Annotated in this window: 22 protein-coding genes; 20 read left to right on the top strand and 2 right to left on the bottom strand. The window is 69.5% G+C overall.

Annotated features, from left to right (window positions below; all coding sequences use genetic code 11):
* Positions 1–35 precede the first annotated feature (35 nt).
* From ACXAHD_RS01125 to ACXAHD_RS01030, 20 genes are all read left to right on the top strand, one after another.
* Entirely contained in the window at positions 36–755 is a 720-nt protein-coding gene (locus ACXAHD_RS01125; RefSeq protein ID WP_475047813.1) for a hypothetical protein, read from the top strand.
* Between the two features lie 15 nt (positions 756–770).
* Positions 771–1811: a major capsid protein gene (locus tag ACXAHD_RS01120; protein WP_475047811.1), complete on the top strand. Its 1041-nt coding sequence runs from the start codon at positions 771–773 to the stop codon at positions 1809–1811.
* 11 nt (positions 1812–1822) lie between these two features.
* The gene (locus tag ACXAHD_RS01115; protein WP_475047808.1) at positions 1823–2419 is read left to right on the top strand and encodes a hypothetical protein; all 597 of its coding nucleotides are present in this window, start codon (positions 1823–1825) and stop codon (positions 2417–2419) included.
* Positions 2420–2486: 67 nt separating this feature from the next.
* Positions 2487–5315 carry a N,N-dimethylformamidase beta subunit family domain-containing protein gene (locus ACXAHD_RS01110; protein WP_475047805.1) on the top strand — a complete coding sequence of 943 codons (2829 nt, stop codon included), beginning with the start codon at positions 2487–2489 and terminating at the stop codon, positions 5313–5315.
* A gap of 34 nt (positions 5316–5349) precedes the next feature.
* Positions 5350–7278, top strand: coding sequence for a DUF4082 domain-containing protein (locus tag ACXAHD_RS01105; RefSeq protein ID WP_475047800.1), 1929 nt, complete (start codon positions 5350–5352; stop codon positions 7276–7278).
* Positions 7279–7290: 12 nt separating this feature from the next.
* A complete protein-coding gene (locus tag ACXAHD_RS01100) occupies positions 7291–7974 on the top strand; it encodes a hypothetical protein (RefSeq protein ID WP_475047797.1) in 684 nt (227 codons plus the stop codon).
* Positions 7964–8272, top strand: a complete 309-nt coding sequence (locus tag ACXAHD_RS01095; protein ID WP_475047794.1) for a hypothetical protein — start codon at positions 7964–7966, stop codon at positions 8270–8272. The genes ACXAHD_RS01100 and ACXAHD_RS01095 overlap by 11 nt, the downstream gene beginning before the upstream one ends.
* Positions 8273–8307: 35 nt before the next feature.
* Complete coding sequence (locus tag ACXAHD_RS01090; RefSeq protein ID WP_475047792.1) at positions 8308–8679, top strand: hypothetical protein; 372 nt, start codon at positions 8308–8310, stop codon at positions 8677–8679.
* Entirely contained in the window at positions 8676–9077 is a 402-nt protein-coding gene (locus ACXAHD_RS01085) for a hypothetical protein (RefSeq protein ID WP_475047790.1), read from the top strand. Before ACXAHD_RS01090 ends, ACXAHD_RS01085 begins: the two co-directional genes overlap by 4 nt.
* Positions 9005–9814 (top strand): phage tail tube protein, encoded by an 810-nt coding sequence (locus tag ACXAHD_RS01080; RefSeq protein WP_475047787.1) that lies wholly within the window; start codon positions 9005–9007, stop codon positions 9812–9814. The genes ACXAHD_RS01085 and ACXAHD_RS01080 overlap by 73 nt, the downstream gene beginning before the upstream one ends.
* Positions 9815–9903: 89 nt before the next feature.
* Positions 9904–10146, top strand: coding sequence for a hypothetical protein (locus ACXAHD_RS01075; RefSeq protein ID WP_475047784.1), 243 nt, complete (start codon positions 9904–9906; stop codon positions 10144–10146).
* The gene (locus ACXAHD_RS01070; RefSeq protein WP_475047781.1) at positions 10143–10628 is read left to right on the top strand and encodes a hypothetical protein; all 486 of its coding nucleotides are present in this window, start codon (positions 10143–10145) and stop codon (positions 10626–10628) included. The genes ACXAHD_RS01075 and ACXAHD_RS01070 overlap by 4 nt, the downstream gene beginning before the upstream one ends.
* Before the next feature lie 134 nt (positions 10629–10762).
* Positions 10763–11056 (top strand): hypothetical protein, encoded by a 294-nt coding sequence (locus tag ACXAHD_RS01065; protein ID WP_475047778.1) that lies wholly within the window; start codon positions 10763–10765, stop codon positions 11054–11056.
* Between the two features lie 25 nt (positions 11057–11081).
* On the top strand, positions 11082–16571 hold the full coding sequence (locus tag ACXAHD_RS01060) for a coiled-coil domain-containing protein (RefSeq protein ID WP_475047775.1): 5490 nt from the start codon (positions 11082–11084) through the stop codon (positions 16569–16571).
* Between the two features lie 45 nt (positions 16572–16616).
* A complete protein-coding gene (locus tag ACXAHD_RS01055; protein WP_475047772.1) occupies positions 16617–17507 on the top strand; it encodes a phage distal tail protein in 891 nt (296 codons plus the stop codon).
* Positions 17507–18673: a Gp37-like protein gene (locus tag ACXAHD_RS01050; protein ID WP_475047769.1), complete on the top strand. Its 1167-nt coding sequence runs from the start codon at positions 17507–17509 to the stop codon at positions 18671–18673. The genes ACXAHD_RS01055 and ACXAHD_RS01050 overlap by 1 nt, the downstream gene beginning before the upstream one ends.
* Positions 18674–18734: 61 nt before the next feature.
* Positions 18735–19619 (top strand): hypothetical protein, encoded by an 885-nt coding sequence (locus tag ACXAHD_RS01045; protein WP_475047766.1) that lies wholly within the window; start codon positions 18735–18737, stop codon positions 19617–19619.
* A gap of 63 nt (positions 19620–19682) precedes the next feature.
* Positions 19683–20561, top strand: a complete 879-nt coding sequence (locus tag ACXAHD_RS01040) for an N-acetylmuramoyl-L-alanine amidase (protein WP_475047764.1) — start codon at positions 19683–19685, stop codon at positions 20559–20561.
* A 319-nt stretch (positions 20562–20880) separates the two neighbouring features.
* The gene (locus ACXAHD_RS01035; RefSeq protein ID WP_475047761.1) at positions 20881–21174 is read left to right on the top strand and encodes a hypothetical protein; all 294 of its coding nucleotides are present in this window, start codon (positions 20881–20883) and stop codon (positions 21172–21174) included.
* A gap of 98 nt (positions 21175–21272) precedes the next feature.
* Complete coding sequence (locus ACXAHD_RS01030) at positions 21273–21641, top strand: hypothetical protein (protein WP_475047759.1); 369 nt, start codon at positions 21273–21275, stop codon at positions 21639–21641.
* A gap of 44 nt (positions 21642–21685) precedes the next feature.
* On the opposite strand, the gene ACXAHD_RS01025 is transcribed toward ACXAHD_RS01030, so the two are convergent.
* Both ACXAHD_RS01025 and ACXAHD_RS01020 read right to left on the bottom strand, forming a co-directional pair.
* Complete coding sequence (locus ACXAHD_RS01025; protein WP_475047756.1) at positions 21686–22555, bottom strand: hypothetical protein; 870 nt, start codon at positions 22553–22555, stop codon at positions 21686–21688.
* A gap of 127 nt (positions 22556–22682) precedes the next feature.
* The gene (locus ACXAHD_RS01020; protein WP_475047754.1) at positions 22683–23558 is read right to left on the bottom strand and encodes a hypothetical protein; all 876 of its coding nucleotides are present in this window, start codon (positions 23556–23558) and stop codon (positions 22683–22685) included.
* Between the last annotated feature and the right edge of the window lie 316 nt (positions 23559–23874).

Genomic DNA, 23874 nt, shown 5'->3' with positions numbered 1-23874 from the left:
CGCCCATTCACCTCTCCGGAAGGAACACGTCCAGCATGGACATCTCCCTGCGGACGGAGGCGTGGACGGTAGAGGACCGGTCCTGGCTCGGCAGCCAGGACGGCACTCAGTACACCGAGTCGATCACTCTCGACACGTCCGCCTTCACCGCCAACACCCACTACCCGAACGGCTACGTGCCGTCGGGCACCGTCCTGGCGAAGCTCGACTCGGGCCTGTACGGGCCGTACGCGCCGTCGACCAACGAGATCCAGCAGATCGCGATCACCGGCGCTCCGACCGGCGGCACGTTCACGCTGACCTGGGGCGGGCAGACCACCGCTGCGATCGCCTACAACGCCACCGCCGCCGACGTGCAGACCGCGCTGGAGGCGCTGTCGAACATCGACGCCGGTGACGTGGTCGCGGCCGGCGGCGCGCTGCCGGCGACTCCGGTCACGGTCACGTTCCAGGGCCAGTACGCCGGGTCCGATGTCGCGGCGATGACCGCCGACGACGCCGGCCTGACCGGTGGTTCGACGCCGGAGGTCGCGATCACCACCTCGACCGCCGGTGGCACCGACACCGGCTCCGGCGGCACCGAGGTGGCCGTCGGATTCCTGTTCAACAGCACCGAGATGCGTCAGGGCGGCCCCGATGTGGGTGCGCCGCTGCTGTGGCGCGGCGTGATCCGCGAGTCGAAGCTGCCGGCCAACTCAGGGCTCGACGTCGCGGCCAAGGCGGATCTGGCCGCGAAGTTCCGGTTCAAGGCGTGAGAGGGGGATTAACCGATGATTGTCGATGAATACATCGAGCCGGCCGTCCTGACCGGCTACATCCGGGAGATCCCGCTCCCCTACAACCTGGTCCTCAACCAGTACCTGCCCGACCGCAACATCGGGGACATCGAGGCGGCAATCGACCAGGTCACCCGGGTCAACCGGGCGGCCGAGTTCCGGTCGTGGGACACCGAGAGCCCTATCTCGACCCGTGACCGCTTCCAGCGGTCGAAGGTCAAGCTGCCGCCGATCAGCACGAAGCTGCCGATCGGGGAGCAGGAGCGGCTGATGCTGGAACGCATCCGCACCGGCGGCGACAACCGCAACGCCTACGTCCAGGACATCTACAACGACGCCGCACAGCTGCGCCGCGAGGTGCTGAACCGAATGGAGGTCGCCCGCGGCGACGTCCTGATGGACGGCAAGTTCACTCTCGTCGACGAGAACGGCCTCACCCTGGAGGCCGACTTCGGGGTGCCAGCGGACAACCTGGTGTCGCCGGACGTGGCGTGGTCGGACACCGAGAACGCGCAGATCCTGCCGAACCTGAAGACGTGGGTCGACGCCTACGTGGACATCAACGGTGAGCGGCCGGGCCGGATGGTCACCTCCAACACGGTGATCAGCAACATGCTGCTGTCGGACGAGATCCGTGCTCTGTTCTACCGGGGGCAGACGCTGGCGGGTGCACCGAACCTGATCACCCAGGAGCAGCTGAACCAGACGTTGACCGCCTACGGGCTGCCGCAGATCGTCGAGTACAACACGAAGCTGCAGGTCAAGGGCGTCAACTCGCGGGTCATCGACGAGGGCATGGTCGTGTTCCTGCCGGAGAACCCGGAGGATCTCGGCTACACCGCGTGGGGCATCACCGCCGAAGCGCTGGAACTCGCCACCGGGCAGAACCCGTCCCTGGAGTTCCAGGATCTGCCGGGCCTGGTCGGGGTCGTCCTCAAGGAAGGCGACCCGCTGCGCGTGTGGACCAAGGTCGGCGCGGTCGGCATGCCGCTGATCACCGACCCGCAGCGGCTCATGGTCGCCGACGTCCTGTGACGGGAGGCGACATGACCGACAGCAGGAGGCTGGCGCGGACGGTGTGGGTCGACGGCCGACGCTACGGCCCCGACGACACGGTCCCCGCCGATGTCGCGGCTCGCATCCGCAATCCGAAGGCGTGGACGACCGAGCCGCGCCCCGGCGGCGCGGCTGCGGAGATGGTGAAGCCGGGGGTCGGCGACGGCCCCCGGCTGGCCCGGACCGTCCACGTCGACGGCCGCGCCTACCGGCCCGGCGACCACGTTCCGGCCGAGGTGGCTGCTCGCATCCGCAATCCGAAGGCGTGGGCCGTGCCGCCGACCTCCGGTGCCGCGGAGCGGTCCGTCGTGGACCAGTCGACGGAGCCGGTGGTGACCGCGGACCAGGAAGCGGACACCGAAACCGTGGCCGCCGACGCCGAGATCACCTACCTCGACCCGGCCGGCGCGGACGACGACGCGGAAGGCAGTGCCCTGCCGCAGCCGCCGGCCCGCGCCGGCCGGGGATCCGGGCTCGACGCCTGGCAGCGGTTCGCCGCCGACGCCGGTGTCGAACACGACCCGGACGCGACCCGGGACCAGATCATCACCGCCTGCGTGCAGGCCGGCGTGATCCCCGCCGAGTAGTCCTGCCGCGCCCGGACATTCCCCAGGCCGGGCGCGGCAGGACGCACCACCACCAGAAGGGGGCTCGTTGGCGCGCGACTGGAAAACCGTCTACAACCCCACCCAGTCGACCAACCAGCACGACCTGGCCTTCGACGAGACAGCGGTCGCCGGGCACCGGGTCGTCGCGGTCTGCTCGGCGGCGGCGCTGGTCGGCATTGACTCGGCCGGCTGGACCGAGCATGTGTCCAGCGTGCTGTCCGTGGAGGCGATCGGCGCGAGCCTGGTCGCCGACGGCGGCGAAACACAGCTGCAGGTGACGTTGGGTCCGGGCGGCGCCACCCGGGCGTTGGCCGGCTGGTTGGAGTCCCGCGACGACCTGGATGCGCCGCACGGCGACCCAGTCACCGCGGAGGGCACCGTCAGCGGCGGCGCGTTCACCATCGGCTCGATCGTGACGTCGGCGGCGAACTGCCGACTGTACGCGGCGGTAGCGCAGGCTCTGCCGGGTGAGGCGTGGACGCCGGTGTGGCCGGCGCCGCTGACCGGCGACGACGTCGTGTACGCCACGCCGGGGTCGCCGTCCGGGTCGGATGAAGACATTCGGCTCGGGGTGGCGTCAGGGGTGGCGGTCGAGCCGGGCACCTACTCGGTGACCGTGACCGGGTTACCGACCGGCGCGTCCGTGCAGGGTGTGCTGTTCGCGTTCACCACCGCCGATTCGGAGCTGCCGCCGCCGGAGAACCGGATCGAGGCAGAGAACCGGCTGGCCGGCGCCAGCCAGGCCGAGTGGGATGTGGCCGGGGCCGGGTCGGCGACAATCCAGGGTTTCCCGACGCAGATGTCCGTCGAGGCGGGATCGGCGCTCGGGTTGAAAGTCCATTCGCCGTCGTCGGACTGGACCGCGACCGTGTACCGACTCGGCTGGTACGCCGGGCTGGGCGCCCGGCAGGTGGCCACCTTCGCCGGTGGGCAGACGTCGCAGCCGTCCGGCACCGTCGACGGCACGACGGGGATGGCGTCGTGCGCGAACTGGGCGACCAACGGCACCTGGAACGTGCCGGCGGATGCCTGCCCCGGCGTGTACGTGATCAAGATCGCCCGCACGGACAACACGGCGTTGGCGTCGCACGTCGGCCCGTTCGTGGTGCGGGATCCGTCCCGCAAAGCACCTTTGGTGGTCAAGACGTCGGATACGACATGGCAGGCGTACAACCACGCCGGTGCCGACCCGGACAACCCGTTCACCGGCACCAACGTGTACGGCGACGGGGACGCCGCCGAGTTCCGTTGGGACCTGGTGACCGGCCTGGATGTACGCGCCGACGCCGTGTCCTATGACCGGCCGCTGGTCACCCGGCTGCACCTGCCGCAAACGTCGATCTGGAACGCCGAGTACCCGCTGATCCGCTGGCTGGAACGCTGCGGATACGACCTCGACTACGTGTCGACGTTGGATGTGGACGCGGATCCGACGTTGCTGCTCGGTCGGGCCGTGGCGGTGTCGTCAGGTCACGACGAGTACTGGTCGTCGCGGGTGTGGCAGGCGTACGCCGCTGCCCGGGACACCGGCACCCATCTGGTGTTCCTGTCCGGCAACGAGGCGTTTTGGCGGATCAACCCCACCGGGGCGGGTGCCCGCACGTACGCCTGCTGGAAGGACACCCACGACGGGGCGCTCAACCCGTCCGGCGTCTACTCGGGCACGTGGCAGGACACCCGGGGTTTCAACCCGGACCGCCGGCCGCCAGCGTTGTTGAACGGGCAGCGGTTCCGGCTCAATGGCATCTCCGCCTACCCGGTACGCGCGGACGCCTCACGCGCCGTGATCCCGTTCTGGCGGGACACCGCGGTCGCCGCCCTGGCAGGGGAGGACGTGTGGGAGTCGCCGGGTCACATTGTCGGTTTCGAGGGTGACGAGCCCGCCGACACCGACCCCGGCGAAACCCCGACCACCCTGCTGCGCATGTCGTCGATGACCGCCTCGGTGACGGGGCTGCTCGCCGACGATGACGGCGACACCTACGACAACACGGGCACCTACACGCACGCGTTCACCCTGTATCAGGCGTCCAGCGGGGCGCTCGTGTTCGCCGCCGGCACCGTGCAGTACGCGTGGGCGCTCGACGACGTCCACGACCGGCACCCCGGCGGAACCCTCGCCGACGCCACCCTGCGTCAGGCGTTGCTGAACCTGCTCGCCGACATGGGTGTACCGCCGGTGATCGTGCCGGCGGGCCTGGCCGATCCGACCCCCGCTACCGCCGCCGACTACGGCTTTCCCGAAATCGAGGACGACATGACTTTCGCTGACGCCGCCGCGAACGCGGGTATGGACGCGATCGCGACCCTGATCACCCACATCTCCGCCCACGACGCGGTCCCGGACGGGGCCGGGTCGGACGAGATCGCAGGCGGCAGCTACGCCCGGGTCGCCGCGTCGTGGGGTTCCGCTGCGTCTCGCGTGGTGGCCTCGGACGCGCAGGTCGACATCAACATCCCGTCCGGGACGACGGTGTATGCGCGCGGCTACTGGACGGCGTCGACGGACGGCACCTACCTGGGGCATTCGCTGGTCGGTAACACCCGGCGCGGGTTCGGCACCGTCGACTCGGCGGGTATCACCTCCGACGCGATCCAGTCAGCCGGGCACGGCCTGTCCAACGGCAACCGCATCGTTTTGTACCCGGTGTTCGGGGAGTCCCTGCCGGCCGGGTTCGCAGCCCGCACCGTCTACTGGGTGGTGTCGGCGACCACGGACACGTTCGAGCTGTCCGAAACCGAAGGCGGCGCGTCGGTGAACGTCACCGGCCAGGGCGAGCTGATGTGGGCCGACTGCATCCCCATCACCTACGAGGTCGACGGTGTCCTGACCGCCAACTCAGGCCAGCTGACCCTGTCCGGCGCCGCGATCTGAACCGGCCGCCGGAAGCGGTCCGGGAGGAGCCAACGTGTGGCATGTCGTCGACGCGGACCGGGCCGCGGTCACCTCCTCCACGTCGGGCACCGTGTACGCGCTGCCGGGCACCCCGGCGCAGGCCGGTGACCTGGACATCCTGTTCGTCCACGGTGAGATCACCGTGTCCACCCCGTCGGGGTGGACGCTGCCGTCCGGAGCGACGCAGGTGGCGCAGATGGCCTCCTACGCGTTCGCGCGGGTGGCGTCGGCGGCGGAGACGGTGTCGGCGACGCTGGTGTCACCGCTGGACGGCTACCAGTGCGCGGTGTCGTGGATACGGGTCCGGGGGGCGTCGGGCACGGTCGTCGCCGCGTCGGAGGCGCACGAGAGCGCCGGCACCAGCGCGCCGCCGGTGACGACCGCCGCCCTGGCGTCGCACGGCTGGATGGTGCTGGCCGGGTCGCTGATGCAGACCGGCGGCACCGGCAGTGGTGCGCCGTCGTCGCCGGTGTGGGCGGCCACGTATGCGCCGGTGCCGGACGCGTCCGGGTCGGTGCACGCTGCCGGGCCGTCGCAGATGTCGGCGTGGGTGGGTGCCCGCTGGTACGCCAGCAAGGTCGGGCAGACCCCGGCGGTGTCCTGGACCGGCGACATGGGCATGCGGCACCTGATCGCCGTCGCGTTGGAGCCGTCCGACCCGCCGCAGCACCTCTACGTCGATCAGGTGCCGGGTGCGTCGGACGCCAACCAGCCGGGCGGCCTGACGACCGGCACCGTGCTGGAATCGGCGGTGCCGGGCACCGTGATCGGCTGGCGGATGCGTCACCCCGACACGGGCATCTCAGGTACCCCGGTCGCCGGCCTGTACTCGATCATCGACAACAGCACCGGCACCCTGGAAGTGTCGAAGAACTTCACCGAGCTGGCGTTGTCGGACTGGTGCACCACTCTGCTGTACGACCCGCTCGGGGTCGGTGCCGACTCGTCGCATCATGTGGACGCCGACGAGCCGTTCTGCGCCGCGGTGTGGTCTCCGGACCGGTATGTCGCCACGAACGGTCTGCACACGAGCGACGTTGTCCGTGGTGATCTGACCGCGCCGGCTGACGGCAGCCCGTACGGCAACGGCCGCTACGCCCTGGGTGGGTCGATCGCGTTTCCGACGTCCACGTTCGAGTCGTCCGGCTACCTGGTTGATGTGCTGTTCGTGCCGGATCCCGACGCGGGCGGGCCGACGCCGGGCCGCACTACCGCCGGGTTCACCGGGGCCGGTGCCGCCGGGAAGCAGGTCGTCGCTGGCGGGTCCACCGGCGCGGGTCTGTTCACGGCGGGCGTCGCCGACGAACCGGAGCCGGAGGTCACGGCCGGGCGCACCGCGTTCGGTGTGACGTCGGCTGGTGCCGCCGGTAAGCAGATGGCGGCCGGCGGGCAGACCGTGTTGGGCATGTTCACTGCCGCGCCGCTCGCCGCCCTGCAGTTCGTGCGCGGCGGCCGGACCGACACCGCCGTGTTGCCGGGCTCCGGCGGGGCCGGTAAGCAGGTGACGGCCGGCGGGCAGACCGGGGCCGGGTTCACGTCGGCGGCGTCGGCGCTGTTCGTCACGCACCGGCCCGGTCAGACAGCGGCCGGGATGTTCAGCAGCGGCGCGGCCGGTATGCGGGTCGCGGCAGGCGGCTCGGCCGCCGCCGGGCTCACCGGCGCCGGTGTCGGCGCCCAGTCGAAGCACGTGGTCGCGGCCGGCGGGGTGCCGCTGGCGGTCGGCACCGGCGGGGCTGGCCAGATCAAGCAGGTGGTGCGTGGTGGTGGCGTCGCGTTCGCCGTGGCCGGCTCCGGAGGTGCCGGGAAGGTGTCGGCGGCGGCCGGCATGACCGTCGCGCACCTGTTCTCGGGCGGCCCGGCGGCGAGGCTGCCGATCGCCGGTCCGGGACGTATCCGGGTCACCGCCGGCCCTGGCGGGTCGATCACAGTCTCGAACCCATAGAAGGGGGTGGCGGTGTACGACGTCGGTGACGCCGTCGAGTTGACATTCACCACGACGCCGGGTGCGACGGTGACGGTGACGTGGATCGACCCATCCGGCACCGTGGTGCTGAACCAGACCCCGGTCGCCGAGTCCGACAGCACGCCAGGTGACTTCCCGTGGACGTTTATGTTCACCGTGGACGGTGTGTGGTGCGCCCGGTTCCGGGGCTCCGGAACGGTCGACACCGTCGAGGAGATGTGGCTGCGGGCGCTGCCGGTCGGCGGGCCGCCGCCGCTGGCGACCCTCGGCGAGGTCGTCGAACTGTACGGTGCCATGACCCCGGCGCAGGAGCAGGTGTCTAAGGGTCTGCTGCGGCGGGCGTCGGCGATGGTCCGGGGCCGGTTCCCGGACCTGGCCGACCGGATGTCGGCGGGCACGCTCGATCCGATGGTGGTCGGCGGCGTCGTCGTCAACATGGTGCTGCGGGTGCTGCGCAACCCGGACGGGCTGCGGTCGGAAACGGTTGGCCCGTTCAGCCGGTCGTGGGACACCACCGTCGCGGCCGGCCTGCTGGCCTTGTCCGACAACGACGTGGCGGCGCTGACCCCGGTCGAGGACGAAGACGACATCGGCACGGTGGTGCCGGCGACGATCACCGGCGGGTTCGGCACCACCATGACCGGCTGGGCCACAAAGGACAGCCATGGCAGCTGACCGGGAGACGTACACAGTTTTGCGGCCACCCGGTAAGGACGCGTTCGGTGACCCGCTGCCCGGCGACGTGCAGGAGATTCCGCTGCCGGGCTGCCTGTTCGCGCCCGGCACCACGAGTGAGGACACGTTCGGGTCGGCGACGGTGCGGCTCGCCGGGGACGTGTACGCGCCGGCCGGTACGGATGTGCGGCCGACGGACCAGATGCGGATCCGCGGTGACCTGTTCGAGGTTGCTGGCCGGGTGCAGGACTGGGGGTCGTCGGGGGTGGTGATCCCCGTGTCCCGGGTCGACGGCTGACCAAGACAAGGGGGCCACCTGTGTCGAGGACGCTGGTGACGTTCGATCTGAACTTGGCGGGGATCGCGGCGATGGCGGTCGGCCCCGGGGTGCTGAGCGTGTGCCGGCAGGCCGGCAGAGACGTCACCGACCTGGCGATCACGTTCGCTCCGGAGGACACCGGCGAGTACAAGCAGTCGTTCGACCTGGTCGACATCATCGAAACCCGGATCGGCCGGCCGCCGCTGCCGCCGATGGTCCGGGTCGGCACCGACCTGGTCAACACCGCCGACCACGCCGCGCTGGTCGAGGTCGGCTGGACCCGCACCGTCAACGGCACGACCCGGGTCGTCGCCGGTCACCATCCGATCGGCCGCGCCGTCGGGGTGATGCACGCCCGCACGTTGCGCCGCTGGGGTAAGCGGTGACCGGCCCGTGGCGGCGGTTCCCCGACGTGCAGGCCGTCCTCGTCGCCGTCCTCGCCGACCTGGCCGCCGCCGACCGGGTCGGGGTCGAGACGCCACCGGACCTGGAGCAGCGGCTGCCGTTCATCCGCGTCGCCCGGATTCCGGGCGGCTCGTCGACCGACGTCAACGACTACGCCCGCGTGCAGATCGACGTGCTCGGAGCCACGTACGCGCAGGTTGAGCCACTGACCGAGCGGGTCCGGCAGCTGTTGACCGGTCCGCCGATCCGGTCCGGGCCGGCGGTGCTCGACCGGGTGTCGTGCGAGTCCGGGCCGCATGAGGCGGTGTGGTCGCCGACGGTGCGCCGAATGAGCGCCATTTATCTAATCGTCTCGCGCCGGTACACGGCGGCGGGATAACCCCACCCAATCCTTTTCCATTCGCCCCGACCTGTCGGGGCTGCCACGCCTCGACTTCGGAAGGCGAATTCACCATGCCTCTTTACTCTGCGGTGCGAGACAAGCAGAACCAGCTGATCCGTAAGGCACGTGACGGGTCGGTGTTCATCGCCCCGTTTTCCGCTGACGCGATCACCGATCTGACGTCGGGGGTGACGTCGGAACTGGCGGCGTTGCCGACCGGCTACGAAGACCTCGGATGGACCTCGACGGACGGTTCCACCTACGGCCGGGAAACCGAGTCGAGCCAGGTGCAGTCGTTCGGTTCGACCGAGCCGACCCGTGAGGACGTCACCCAGGACACCATCACCATGCAGGTCACCGCGCAGGAGACCAAGCTGCTGACGATCGGCCTGTACACCGGTCTGGACGTGTCCAGCTTGGAGGCGGACGCGACGACCGGTGAGGTGCAGATCGCCAAGCCGAACCTGCCGAACCCGCGCTACTACCGGGTGCTGGGGTTGTTCGTCGACGAGTCGTCGGACGGTGAAATCTATCTGGCGCGGTTTATGCCGAACGCACGGATCACCGACTTCGGTGAGCAGCAGTATGGGCAAACCGACGACCCGATCGGGTATCCCCTTACATTCACTGGCTTCAATGACTCGGTTCTTGGATACAGCCACAAGTGGTTTTTCGGCGGAGCCGGATGGGAAGCGATCCTCGACGACATGGGAATCACCCAGGCCACGCCGTAACACGTCGGGGTGGCCTGTGGCTGTGGTGGGGCGCGGGTCACCCCGACCTCTTTCTCTTCCTCTCCTCTTTCTCGCAAGGAGTTGTTGTCATGGCAAGGATCGAACCTGCGGCGTCGCCGCCGATCGGCGTGTTCGAGCGCGCCGACGCCGATGGACGCACCCGGCAGCGGCGGGCGTACACCGCCGCCGACGTGGTCAAGCTCAAGTTCGACGGCTGGCGTGAAGTTCAGCCCACCGTCACCGCCGCTGCGTCGGCCGCGGCCGACCGGCAGCCGGCGGCCAAGCCGACCCAGGCGGCCAAGGCCGCGCCGACGAAGGCGGGCGACTCGTGAGCGAGGACACCAACCAGCAGTGGATGCCGCCCCGCGACGGCGACGACACCGGCCGGACCGCCGTGGACACGACCCCCCTCACGGAATCCGAGACCGAGCAACCGGCCGAGCAGCAGTACGTGCCGCCGATCCTCGCCGCCACCGTCGCCGCCGCCGCGACCGGGCCGAAGCAGCCCGAACCGGACTCCGGCGTCGCTCTCGACCTCGACACCCTCGAACGCGAGGGCGCCCAGGGGCCGTTCGCGTTCACGCACGCCGGCCGGCGATGGATGATGTCCGACCCGCAGGCCGTCGACTGGCAGAAGCTGCTACGCGCCCTGCGTGACCCGGTGTTCTTCCTGCACCAGGTGCTGCCCGCAGACGACCGCGACGCGTTCTTCGACACCGAGATGCCGATCTGGAAGCTCAACGCGCTCATGACCGCGTACAACCAGCACTACGGTCTGCCCGAACCGGGAAATGCGTCCGGCTCGCCCGACTGATCGGCCGGTACGGGCGGGCCATCGAACGTGACCTCGCCGCCCGGTACCGGCTGGACCTGGCCACCGAGTGGCGGTCCCGCCGGTGGCGTCGGCTGCTCAACCTCATCGACGGACTACCCCGCAACTCCCACTTCGTGGAGGCACTGTCGAACGACGACGAGTGGGCCGACGCGGTCATCGGCTCCGGCGCCGACACCGACCGGCGGCCGACGGTCCGCATGTCCGACTACTCGGTGCAGGTGGAACGACTCACCGACCTGGTTGACCGGGTCGGCGAGTTGACGCAGGTCGTCATCGCCGTCGCCGGTGGAAAACCGAAACGGCTGCGCGGGTCACCGCGTCCGCAGACGGCGATCGAGCGGGCCAGGCAACGGGCACGGGAACGCAAGCACCGGATGGTCGTGGCCCGGGTGCTGCCCGGCCGGTGACATCCCCGAACAACGGGAGGGTGTCATGGCGTACGACGTCGGTGTTGCGTTCGTCCGGATCGTCCCGTCGTTCCGGGGCATCGAGAAGGATCTGCAGGCCGGCGCCCAGAAGATCGCCGACGGCATCGACAAGCAGATCCAGAAGACGCTGCCGAAGAGCTTCGGCAAGGCGATCCGTGACGGTGTCAGCTCGGACGTGGCCGGCGCCAGCCGCCGGGCGGCGTCGGGTATGGCTGGCGCCGGCCGCAAGGCGGCGGAGGACTTCACCGACGCCTTCAACGCGGGGCTGCGTGGCAGGCTCCGCGCGGTCGAGTCGGCCCTGCCGAAGCTGACGATCACCGGCGACTCCACCGACGTGGAGAAGGCCCTGGACCGGGTGCGCCGCCAGGCGGTGTCTCTGTCGGAGCAGACGATCGGCGTCGACATCGACGGCCGGACCGCTATCGCCGCGGTGCGGCAGATGAACGACGAGCTGCGTCGCTTGGAGGGTCAGGCGACGACGGTCGAGTTGCGGATGGACATCGCCCGGGGCCGGCGTGAGCTGGACCAGTGGGTGGAGGATGTGCGGGTCGCGACCGAGGTCGCCGGCCGGCAGTCCGGGCGTTCGTTCGCCCGGATCTTCCGCAGCGGGGTGCTGCAGGCGGCGGACCCGTTGCCCGAGGTCGAGATCGACGCCGACACCGACCCGGCCCAAGCCGAGTTGGTGAAACTGCGCCGGTACCTGGCCGACCTCAGCCAACTGATCATCGGCGTGGATGTTGACGCACCCGAGGCGCTGGACCGGCTGGACCGCATCCGTGAGCGGCTGCGGGACCTGTCGACCAACGCCGACAACCTGGAACTGCGGATCGACGCGGACCAGTCGTTGCAGGTCGTCGACGGTGTGTTCGACCGGCTGACGACGCAGGCGGAGAAGGCCGCCGACCAGGAACGGAAGCGGCAGCAGGAAGAGGCACGCAGGGCGGCCGAGCAGGCCGCGAAAGAGGCGGCCCGGCTGGCGCAGATCCAGGAACGGGAACGCAAGCGCGGGGCCGAGCAGGCTGCCCGCGAAGCTGCCCGGCTGGCGCGGGAGCAGGAACGGGACCGCAAGCGTCAGGAGGAGAAGGCGCGGCGGGACCAGGAGCGGGCGGACCGGGAAGCCGCCCGTGAAGCCAAGGCGCAGGCCAAGGACCGCGAGCGGGAGCTGAAGCGGCAGCAGGACGAGGCCCGCCGCGAAGCCGAACAGGCAGCCCGTGACGCGGAGAAACTGTTCGGTCAGACGTGGGCCGGGCAGATCCGTGAGCGGGTCGCCGACGCGTTGCGGCAGGCGTTGCTGGCGACCGAACTCGGCATGCGGCCGGCGCAAGATGCCGACGAGCAGCGGGTCCGTGACCTTCAGTCACTGCTGCGCGGCCAACTGCCGGACGCGATGCGCACCCTGCACGACCAGCGCATCGGTATCGATGTCGATGTTGATGACGCGATCGCGCAGGTCACCGCGCTGCGGGAGCAACTTGAGCAGCTGGCGCGGCTGACACCGAACGTGCAAGTGCAGGCCGACGCCATCGCCGCCGCCGCCGAACTGGCCGCTATCGAGCGGATGGCGGAGCAGATCGACTCCCGGCAGGTACGGCTGCAGGTCGAATCCGACGCCGACAGGGTGCTCAACAACGTCGGCCAGGCCGCCGAGGTGTCACTGTCGCATCTGGAGCGACTGATCTTCACGTCGCTGTCGCTGGGCACCGTGCTGGTACCGGCCGCCGCCGCTGCGTCGTCGGCGATCGGGTTCATCGGCGCCGCCGCTGTGTCGGCGACGTCCGGTATCGGGGTCATGCTGCTCGGCTTCTCCGGCATTGGCGAAGCGGTGCAGCAACTGGAGGCGTACAACGATGACCTGGACAAGTCGCAGGCGTCGCTGGCCCGGTCCGGGTTCGCCGCGGCATCAGCGGCGGACGCGATCGCGTCCGCCGAGCGGTCGTTGGCGAACGTGCGGGCGTCGAACGCGGAAGCCGCCCGCCGGTCCGCGCGGGCGGTGGAGGACGCCGAACGGGCGGTCGGCCGGGCGCAGGAGGCCCGCCGTGAGGCCACCGAGGCGCTGACCAAGGCGATCGAGGACGAGCACAAGGCCAACCAGAACATCGGCCGGGACCTTGAACGGTTGGAGATCGAGCAGCGGCAGGCGCTCGTCGACCAGGCCGAAGCGAAAGAGGAATTGGACCGGCTGCTGGCCAATCCTCGGGCCACGCAGATCCAACGCGACCAGGCGAAAGTTACCTACGACGAGATCACGTTGCGGATCAAGGATCTCGGTGACGAGCAGAAGGAGCTGCAGGAGCAGCAGGAGGAGTACGCCCGGAACGGGGTCGACAACTCGGATCGGGTGCGGGCGGCGCAGGACCGGGTCGCCGACGCCAACCGGCGGGTGGAGGACAGTCAGCGGCGGCTCGCGGACGCGGCCGTGGCGCAGCAGTCTCAGCAGCGGCAGGCGTCGTTCGCGCTGGTCAACGCGCAGGAGGCGTTGGAGCGGGCGCACCGGCAGGCCGGGCAGGCGGCGGTCACCGCCAGTGTGGCCGGCGGTGAAGCGCTCGACAATCTGAACGATGCGATGGAGGATCTGTCGCCGGCTGGCCGCGAGTTCGCCGAGTTCCTGTTCGGGCTCAAGGACGAGGTGTTGTCGCTGCGTGACGCCGCGCAGGAGAACATGCTGCCTGGGGTGCAGTCGGCGATCGAGAACCTGCTGCCGTTCCTGCCGCGGTTCCGGGACTACGTCGGTCGGGTCGCCAACAGCGTCGGTGGTTTGTTCGACGAGACGTCACGGTTCCTGACGGCGGATCGGACGTGGCGGCGGTTCTGGACCTACACCGACGCGACGACAGTGCCGACGATGGAGCGGCTGTGGCGGATCGGCCGGAACCTGTCGACCGGTCTGGTCGCCTTGTACCTGGCGTTCACTCCGTTCACCGAGGACGTCGGCGCCGGCATCGAAGGGTTGACGGCCAGCTTCGCCGAGTGGGGCGAACAGTTGGAGCACTCGGCACGGTTCGCCGACTTCCTCGACTATGTGCGGGAGTCGATCCCGCGGGTGCTGGGCCTGGTCGGCGAGCTGACCACGTTCATGTGGCGGTTCGTGCAGGCTGCGGCACCGGTCGGCACTGTCGTGGCGGCCGCGTTCACGTTGTTCTTCGAGCTGTTGAACGCGATCCCGATGCCGGTTCTGCAGGCGATCGTCATTGTCATCGGGGCGTGGTCGGCCGGGTTGACGGCGTTGGCTGTTGCCGGTCGGCTGGCTGCGATCAACCAGATGCTGGTTGCTCGGGCGGCGCGGGCGGGTCATACCGCGTTCTCTGCTGGCTTGACGGTTCAGGACGCCTACAACGAGTCGCTGAGCCGTTCGGAGGGCCGGTCACGCGCGGCGGCCACCGCGTTGGGCGGTCTGAACGCGGCTGCCCGCACAGCCCGGCTCGGCATGTCCGGTCTGGTGACGTTTTTGGGTGGGCCGTGGACGATCGCGATCGGCGCAGCGGTTGTCGCGGCCAGCTACCTGACGTCGCAGTGGGAGGAACAGCGGGCCAGGGTCGATGACCTGCAGACGTCGCTGTCAGAGCTGGGGACCGCCTACCGGGAGTCCGGTGACCTGTCCAACGAGTCAGTTCAGGCTGCGGTGCTGCAGAACGACCTGCTGCGGGACCTGGCGGCCAACGCGTCCGCGTACGGGGTGAGCCTCGAAGCGGTAGCAAAGGCGGCGGCTGGTGAACGGGCGGCGCAGTCCGAGGTTGTGGACGTGCTCCGGGAGAAGTTGGCGCTGATCGACGCCGAGATTGAGTCTCGCGAGTACGATCCGGCGCGGCGTGCGCTCGCTGACATCATCGGTGAGCGTGGGGCGCGGCTGTTCGACGACGATGATCTGAAAGGGCTACGGGAGCAGCGCGGCGAGATCGAAACCCTGATCGACGGGTTGGAAGGCCAGTTCGACGCTGCCGACAAGGCTGCGGCGGCGACCCGTGCCTTGGACCGGGAACAACGATCTGCTGCTGCCAGCGCCAAGCCGTTGGAGTCGACACAGTTGCAGTTGTCGGAGGCCCTGTCGTTCGTCGCGGAAACGGCGTCGGCGGCGGTGCGACAGTCCGACCTGCTGCGCCGTGCCCACGACAACCTGCATGGGGCGGCGATCGCCGCGTCGGAGGCGGAGGAAGCCTACGAGGCGTCTGTTGCCCGGATGAGTGAGGAGTTGGCCGACAACCGGGACGCGATCGTCGGCAACGCGCAGGCGCTCAGCGTGAGCACCGAGCTGGGGCGGGCTAACCGGGACCTGATCCAGGACCGGCTGGCGGCGCTGCGGGAGATGTATTTCGCGGACGTCGCCTCCGGGGTCGCGGTGTCGGAGGCGTCGAAAAAGCACGCCGACAACATCGAAGTCCTCGTTGAGGAGGCCACGAAGGCGGGCCTGCTGGAGGGTGATGTCCGCAACCTGATCGCGGTCTACGGGCAGATTCCGGCGAAAGTGACCACGGAGGTGACGACGAAGGGTGTCGCCGCGGCGAAGAAGCAGCTGGAGGAGCTGCAGATCGCCCAGTACGCCCTGTCGCAGGGCATCCCGGTGGACCAGGCGACGAAGGAGTGGCGCAAGGCGCGGCAGCGGGCGGACAGTCTCACCGGTGCTGGTGGTCTCGCCGAAGGCGGCCCTGTGCGCGGTCCGGGTACGGGCACGTCGGACTCGATCCCGGCGTGGTTGTCGAACGGCGAGTGGGTGCAGCCGGCGGCGACGGTCCGCTACTACGGCACCGCGTTCATGGAGGCACTGCGCCGCCGGATGATCCCCCGGGACGCGTTCGCTGGCCGCAGCCACGACCATGCGGGCGGGTACGCGTACGGCGGTCTCGTCGAGTGGCCGTTCCCGGTCACCGCCAGCCGGACCCGGATTCCGACGATGGATGAGGTCGCTGCCGTCGCGGCGGCGACGGCTGGTTCGTCGGCCGGTGGTATCGGCTCGGCGAACATGATGCGGATCCTGCGGGCGGTGTTCCCGGGGCTGCCGTTGTATTCCGGTTTCCGGCCGGGGTCGCGGACGGCGTCGGGCAGCCTGTCCTACCACGCGCGAATCGCCGCGAACGGCCAGCAGGGGCGGGCGGTCGACGTGCCGCCGGACATGTCGGTGTTCAACTGGATTCGCGCCAACTACCGCAACTCCCGGGAGTTGATCTTCTCCCCGGCGGGGTCGCGGCAGATTTGGAACGGCCAGCCGCACATCTACTCGGAGCCGGTCCGTTCCCAGCACTACGACCACATCCACTGGGCGTACGACTCGGGCGGCTGGCTACCGCCCGGTGTGTCCACGGTGGTCAACGCGACGGGCAGGCCGGAGCCGGTGTTCTCGCCGGGCCAGTGGGACCAGATGTCGACGCTGATCCGGCAGACCCGCGGCGGCTACCGGGTCGAGCATCACTGGCACTTCCGTGAGGCCGCGTTGGACATGGACCGGCTGCAGGCGTGGCAGGACCGGCAGGACGCCCTCGCCCGGATCGACCGACCCGCCTGACGACCGCCGCCATCCCCTTGTTCATCCGATCCGAGGGGGGTGGCGGTGGTCGTCTACACGCCGGAGAACCCGGGCACGATGCGGGCCGTCTACGTCGACCCCGACGGCGTGGAATGGCCGCTGACCGGCCCGCACACCCTGCACGGATGGCTCACCCCACCCGGCCCGGCCGGGTGGGGTGCGGCGCCGATCTCCATCGTGTCGGACCCGCGCGCCACCGGCGGCGACCAGGTGCGGCACATCCGTTCGTCGGCGCGGCGCATCAACTGGCCGCTGCACATCTACGGCGACACCCACGAACAGTTCGTCACGCGTTGGCGGGCGTTGATCGCCGCGATCACGATGACCACCCACCGGATGACCGCCGGGGCGCTGCGGGTGGAGCGGCCGGACGGGTCGGCCCGGCAGATCGACGTGTTCTACGAGGACGGTCTGCAGGGGTCGGCGGGGGAAGCGTGGCTGTCGGCGAACCCTGTGGTCACCTGGTACTGCCCGGACGGCTACTGGCGCGACACCACGGCGATGACGGTGGAGCGGTCGCACGCGCCTGGCGCGTCGTTCCTCGGCGACTACCCGCGGGTGTCCAGCTCGCGGGTGCTCGGCACCACCGACGTCGTCAATCCGGGCGAGGTCACCGCCTGGCCGACGTGGACGCTGACCGGCCCGGCGACGTCATTGACGGCGGTCAACCACACGCTGGGGCAGCAGTTCGCCCTGTCGTACAGCTTGGGCGCGGGCGAGACGGTGACGGTGACGACGTTCCCGCCGACTGTTCGTGGCCCGGCAGGCGCCAACCTTGTCGACTCGCTGGACTGGCCGGACAGCCAGCTGTGGCCGCTGGCGCCGGGCGTCAACTCGGTCGAGTTCCTGGTCGGCGGGGCGACCACCGGCTCGATGGTGGAAATGGCGTTCTACCCGCGATACGAGGCGGCCTGATGGCGATTCAGATCCTGGTGACCGACGCCGACCTGAACCGGATCGGTGACCCGATCGACGGCTGGGAGACGGTCAACTGCACGCTGCGGTTCAACGAGCCGTCGTCCGGGCAGTTCGTTGTCGCCGGCCACCAGTGGATTCGTGACCAGATCGAACCGGCGCACCGGGTGGTGGTGATCCGCGACGGCCAGATTTTCATGGCCGGCCCAATCGAACGCGCACTGTATGAGCGGTCCGACGACGGCGAAAACTCCGGCGACGGCAAGTACACGGTGACGTTCGCCGACGATCTGGCGTTGATCGCCGGCTACATCACCTACCCGGACCCGACGGTCACCCCCGAGAACCAGATGGTCGACCACTGGACGCACAGCGGCAACGCCGAGGTCGGCATCCGCAGTCTGGTCGACGCGAACTGCGGGCCGTCGGCGATGGCGGCCCGCCGGATTCCCCGGCTCGGGCTGGCTGACCTCGCCGGTGTCGGGTCGAGCGTGGATATCAAGACCCGTCTGGAGCCGATCGGTGACGTGCTGCGGCAGGCGGCCCGTGACGGCGGCGGGCTGGGGTTCCGCACCTGGCAGGACGGCAAGGACATCAAGTTCGGCGTCTACCAACCGGCGGATCTGTCGACCAGTGTCCGGTTCGGCTTCGGGTTGAACAACCTGCGCTACCTGGCGTATGAGCGGGTCGCGCCGACGGCGACCAGCGCGGTGGTCGGCGGGCAGGGTGAGGACGACGACCGGTACGTCATCGGCCGCACCGACGCCACGGCGGAGTCGACGTGGGGGCGCCGCGAGGTGATGGTGTGGCGGCCCGGCGGAAGCCCGCAGGCCGAACTGGAAGCGGCCGGCGACGACGCGATCGCCGAGGGCGCCGAAACGGCCCGGTTGCAGACGTCGGCGTACGACTCGCCGGATCAGCGGTACGGGCAGCATTTCGGGCTCGGTGACCGGGTTTCGGTGCAGATTTGGCCCGGCTACGAAATCAGTGAGCTGGTGCGGCTGGTGAATCTGCAGGCATGGGCCACAGCGGGTGAACTCGTCAGCGTGATGGTCGGCACGCAGGAGGCGCTGTCCAACCCGATGTGGGCGCGGCGGCTCCGTCAAATCGACCGGCGGGTGGGGCGGCTCGAACGCACCGTTATTCCCGCCGCTGTCCCGGCATAGCCTTTAGGGGGATCGCGTGGCGTCTCTTTCGTATCCCGACCCCGCCTACAATTCCGGCGCGTTGTCCGATCTCGAATACGAGCGGCTGGCCGGACCTCAGGCGGCGGACGGCCTGATCGCCGACCCGGCTGATCCGCCAATGGTGTGGGCGGACGGCACCGGGACACGACGCGTGTACGTGCTGTCGAACCGGCGTGCGCTGATCCGGGGCTTCCTGTACGACTCGGGACCGACGACCACGACGTTGACGCTCGCCGCCAACAACTCGGGCGTGACCCGCGTCGACCTGGTTGTGCTGCGCCTGGACAGGTCGACGTGGACGGTCCGTGAGGCGGTCGTGCAGGGCACACCGGGTGCCGGAGCACCGGCGCGGACCATGAACACCGGGTCGATCGGTGTGTGGGAGTTCCCACTGGCGGAGGTGACGGTCGATCCGGGCGCGTCGGCGATCGCCGCCGGGCAGGTGGTGACCCGGGCGTGGCAGATCGGCAACGACGGGCAGATTCGCTGCACCAGCCAGACCCGGCCCCCGCATGAGCAGTACCGGCTGATCGGGGAGATGGACACTGGCCGGCTGCTGGTGTCGTCCGGCTCGGAGTGGCGGGTCGTCCGGGAGGACACCGGCTGGGTCGACGGCAACGTCTCGTCGGGGTGGAGCACCGCCGGCTACGGCTGGCTACGGATGCGCCGGGTGTCCGGCATCGTCTACTGCAAGATCGAGTTGGAGCGCACGGGCGGGAACCTCGGCACGAGCGCAGAGTCCCAGATGGGTGTGATCCCGTCGGGGTACAGACCGTCGGAGTACACCTACTTGGTCGCGTACGCCAACGGCGCCATCATCGCGCGGCTCGCCGTGCAGACCGACGGTGCGGTTGTGCTTCGCAATCATCCAGGAATCAGCACCGGATTCACCGTGACGGGGAACCTCACATCCTGGCCGGTCTAACAGCCCGCCCCCGGTTGAACAGGCGCGCACCGTCGCGCCGCAATAACCTTTTGAGGAGTGCCTGTGCGTATTCCAGGTGTCCCGTACGTGCAGGGACGGAACAACTACGAGGACGGCGACGGCCGGAAGTACGGCATCGCTATCCACAACACCAGCAATGATGCCTCCGACACGGAGGAGGCGTCGTACGCCACCCGGCGTACCGACGGCACCTCTTCACATCTTTATGCCGACCATGACTCGGTCACCCAGTCGTTGGACACCGACGCCCGTGCCGGGCACGCCGGCAGCTGGCAGGGCAATGACAACGCCATCAGCGTGGAGATCACCGGCGCGAACGGCTGGTCGCGGGACCGGTGGCTGCGGTCGGTGGCGTGGGACAAACTCGGCGTCGCCCTGGCTGCCGTGATTCGCCATCACTGGCCTGACGGCTCATTCAGGGTGCGCCGCGCGACCGTTACCGAGATGCGGTCAAATCCCAAAGTCAAAGCGCTCTACGGGCATGACGACATGCGCCGGTCGTGGGGCGGCACCACCCATACAGATCCGGGACCGAACTTCCCGTGGGACCGCCTCTTTCAGGCAATCAACACCGCACTGACCCCGCCACAGAAGGAGCCCAGAATGGACCTGAGAGAAATCGCTCACGCGGTCAACGACTTCCGGTGGCCGGCAGACAGCGGAAAGACGTTGTACAGCCACAGCCGCGATGCGGCCGACGCCGCCCGGAGGATCCTGGAAGGCCAGGCTGTCATCCTCGCTGAGCTGAAGGCGATGGCTGGCCGGGGCTGGGTCGACGAGCACGCCATCATCGCCGGAGTCCTCGCCGGCCTGTCCGGCAGGGACATTGACGACGCCGCCGACGCGTTGGCCGCCGTGTTCGGTGATCGTGTCGGCGAACTCGCGTCGGCGCTGGTGTCCCGCATCCCGGCGGAGAGCTGAGCCGGTGCGTGGCACTCGTCCAACCACCCCAGCAGCCGCGGCAGCTGCCGCCGGTCGTCAGGGATTCGGTGATGCTGGCGATCGGCGCCGGGGGGATCGCCTACCAGCAGTGGACCGGCCAGGTGTCGGAGCTTCTGCTGGGCGTCTACGTTCTGTTGTTGGGCGGCCCGGCGGTCGGCGGCCTGTGGTCGATGCTGCGCGGCGTTCCTACAACCGGGCCGCCGTCGCAGTCTCCGGAGCCGCCTTCACCGTCGGGGCCGTCTACTGGATCGCCACCTGCGTCGGGCGAGGCTGACCGTTGACCAGACAACACGGGGATGTGCGGGTCAAACTCCCGCCGAAACTGGTGTACGCGGCGGTCGCCGTCGCGGTGTCGCTGATCGCGACGGCGACGGCTTTCGTTGTCGTTTCGGCACGCGCGGAGCAGCGTGCGCAGCTTGCCGAGCAGGTAGCCCGGGACGCGGTGCACCAGTCGGAGCAGCGGCTGTGCCGGCTGATCATCGTGTTGGATGACCGGTTCCGGGCAGATCCGCCGTCTGAGCCGGTGCGGCAGGAGATGGCAGACACGATCGCCGAGTTGCGGGACCTGTACGGCTGCCCTCTGCCGGGCTGATCCCAGCGCTGACTGATTCAGTCCGGCATCTCGGCGGGTGCCGACCGATGCGTTCGCCTGATTCCGACTGTTTGCCAACCACCCCAAGGAGGGTTCTGATGGATTCGATCATCCTGCCTGAGTTGCCGACCTATCTGTTCGCGCCCAACCTGCCCGGTGTCCTGTCTCTCATCCTCACCGTGCTGCTTCCGCTCGCGGCGGCGCTGCTGATGCGCCAGTCGTGGTCCACCACGACGAAGGGCATGGTCCTTCTCGGCCTGGCTGCGGTGAAGGCGGTCGCGGAGGCGTGGCTGGTCGCAGTCGACGCTTCGGTGGCGTTCAACTTCGCCGAGGTCGGCTACGCGGTCGCCGTGAACTGGGGTATCGCCGTTGCCGCCTACTTCGGCCTGTTGAAGGGCACCGGTGTGCAGCGGTCCGCGTTGCAGTCCGGTGTGAAGGACCGTGTCATCGACGGCACCGCTGTGTAACCGTCGGCTACCTGCTGTCTCGCCTTCCGTTTCTCGTGTGCTTCTCATCGCCCCGCCTGCAGCTGCCGTGCTGCGGGCGGGGCGATTTGCTGTTCTGCGGGCAGGGTTTCGGTGACGGCCTGCCGGTATTCGGCGTCGGTGTACAGCCGCCCGCAGGTGCCGCACTCGATGTAGTCGTCGCCGACCGGCCGGGGTTCACCCGGTCCTGGTGGGGTCGGCTCGAACAGCTGGTTCACGGCCCGGCATCCCTGGCAGCGCACACCCCACCGGATGCGGGGTGCTGCTGGTGTTTCCCCGGCGAAGTGGCGCAAGGTCAGCCACATGTCGTGCAGTTCGGCGGCGCAATCGGGCAGGGCGCTGTACCTGTCCAGGACGGCGTCGATGCGGATCGGGTGGAGCATCCAGCGGACGAGTGCGCGGACTGTCGGGTCTGGTAGGTGGGTGTGGGGGAACAGTTCGGCCCGCCAGCTGCGCGCCCACCCGTCGAGGAGGGTGGCTACGGAGATCAGCCCGGTCTGGTCGTTGATGTTGTCGCGGATCGGGCCGAGTGGGCGTGCGGGCGAGGTGAGGTCCGTTTGGTCGATGTTGATTGGTAGCCGCTGGTCGTGGCTGCCGGACACCCGCGGTTGCGCGGATTGGCCGGGTACGGGTCCGGCTCCGCCGAGGACAGCGATCGGGTCAGCCGGGAGTGTCCGTCCGGTTGGGTCGCCTTTGCGGTCGCGTTCGGGGTAGCGGCGGTTGTCTGGGCTGCCGTGGTCGGGGTTCGCCGCCGCCCGGTGGAGGCGCGGGTAGTCGCCGAGTTCAGCGACGAACCGGGTGCGGTGGCCGTTGCAGGTTTGGGAGCCGAGTGTTTCGGGGTGTCGGGGGCGGGCGTCGGGCCGGTAGACGGGGCAGAGAGTGCAGGTGTCGGCCATCAGGTTGATCTCCGGGTTTGCGCAGGATGGGGGTAGTGTCGTGCGCGGTTGGTGATCACCTGTCGTGGCTGGCGGGTGTGTGGGTGCTGGTGCCGTCCGGTCGGGGAGGTCGGACGGCACCAGCCGTTTACCGGCGGTGCCGGCGGCGGGGGTCGAGCGGTGCCGACGGGGGGCCGGTGTTGCGTTCCCGGCGGAGCCGCAGCGCCCGCTGCTGCGGGTCTTCGGCCGCCTCCTCGTGATCGTCATCGCTGTCGGCGGGTGGCTGCCCTGTTCCGGGTATGACCAGGCCGGTTTCAGCTGCGATCAGTTGCAGAAACGAGCGGATGGCAGCGCGATCCTCCGGCGTCCGGGGAGGCTCGTCCAGCCAGTACATCGACGCATGGAGTCCTGCGCGGTGCGGGTTGTGGTATCCGCCCAACGTGCCCATTCGACCCTGGTACGGGACAATCTCGACCGCAGTGCCTCCGAAGGAGCCGACTAGAACGGCCCGGACTATACCCAGGCTGGGCGGGTTACCGCCGTCTACCGACTCCGTGTGCTGCGGGTTGCCCAGTTCACGTTCCAGCTTCGACCATGCTTCAGTGAATGCCTGCTCGTGGTTGTTGGGTACGTCGCAGCCAACCCACCGGTAGCCGTCGTCGAGCCGCAGATGCCACCCGTCACACCCGGCACGCCGGTACAGGCGGGCGTTGTGGCGGCCGGTGTAGTAGGTGTCGCCAGAGCCGCTGATGGTGGGTCCGTAGTTGGTGGCGACGAGTTCGAGTCCGCTGTCGTCGTCTTCGGCGGTGACCAGATCCGGCCTCCACCGCATCGGCCCCAGCGGGGGGTAGGCGCTGTCCGGCTGGTTCGCTACCTCGGCGACGTTGGTGGCCTGTTGGCTGTCCCAGGCGTGTTGGCAGTCCGGTCCGCAGAAGTAGGCGGACGGGCTGCTGTCCGGGATGGGCTGCTGGCAGTTGCCGCAAAGCCCGTCGATGGCGGCGTCGATTCGGTCAAGCAGGCTCATTGCGTGCCTTCTCCTTCGCGTGCTGGGCTTGTTCGGCGAGTCTCGCTCCGAGTACGGCCGCCTCATCTGGGGTGAAGACGACCGCGAATCGGAGGCCGTGTTGGGTGCCGAATACGGCGACCGCGCCGGTGCCGGGGCAGTGTTTCGCCGGACGGGCCGGTCGGCCATCTCAGGGTCATGGTCGTCTCCTGCCTGCGATTCGGGCTACGGTATCGGCGTAGCGGCGGCGGTTCTCGGGTTGGGCGGCGCTTAGCGGAGCCAGCGTGCCGGGTTGGGCCGCAGGAGTGCGCGGCCTTTCGGGGATGTCGTCGAGCAG

This window comes from Micromonospora sp. ABR4_055, assembly GCF_056160425.1.
The sequence above is the reverse complement of the archived record's forward strand: the minus strand, read 5'-3'. Positions and strand labels throughout refer to the sequence as shown.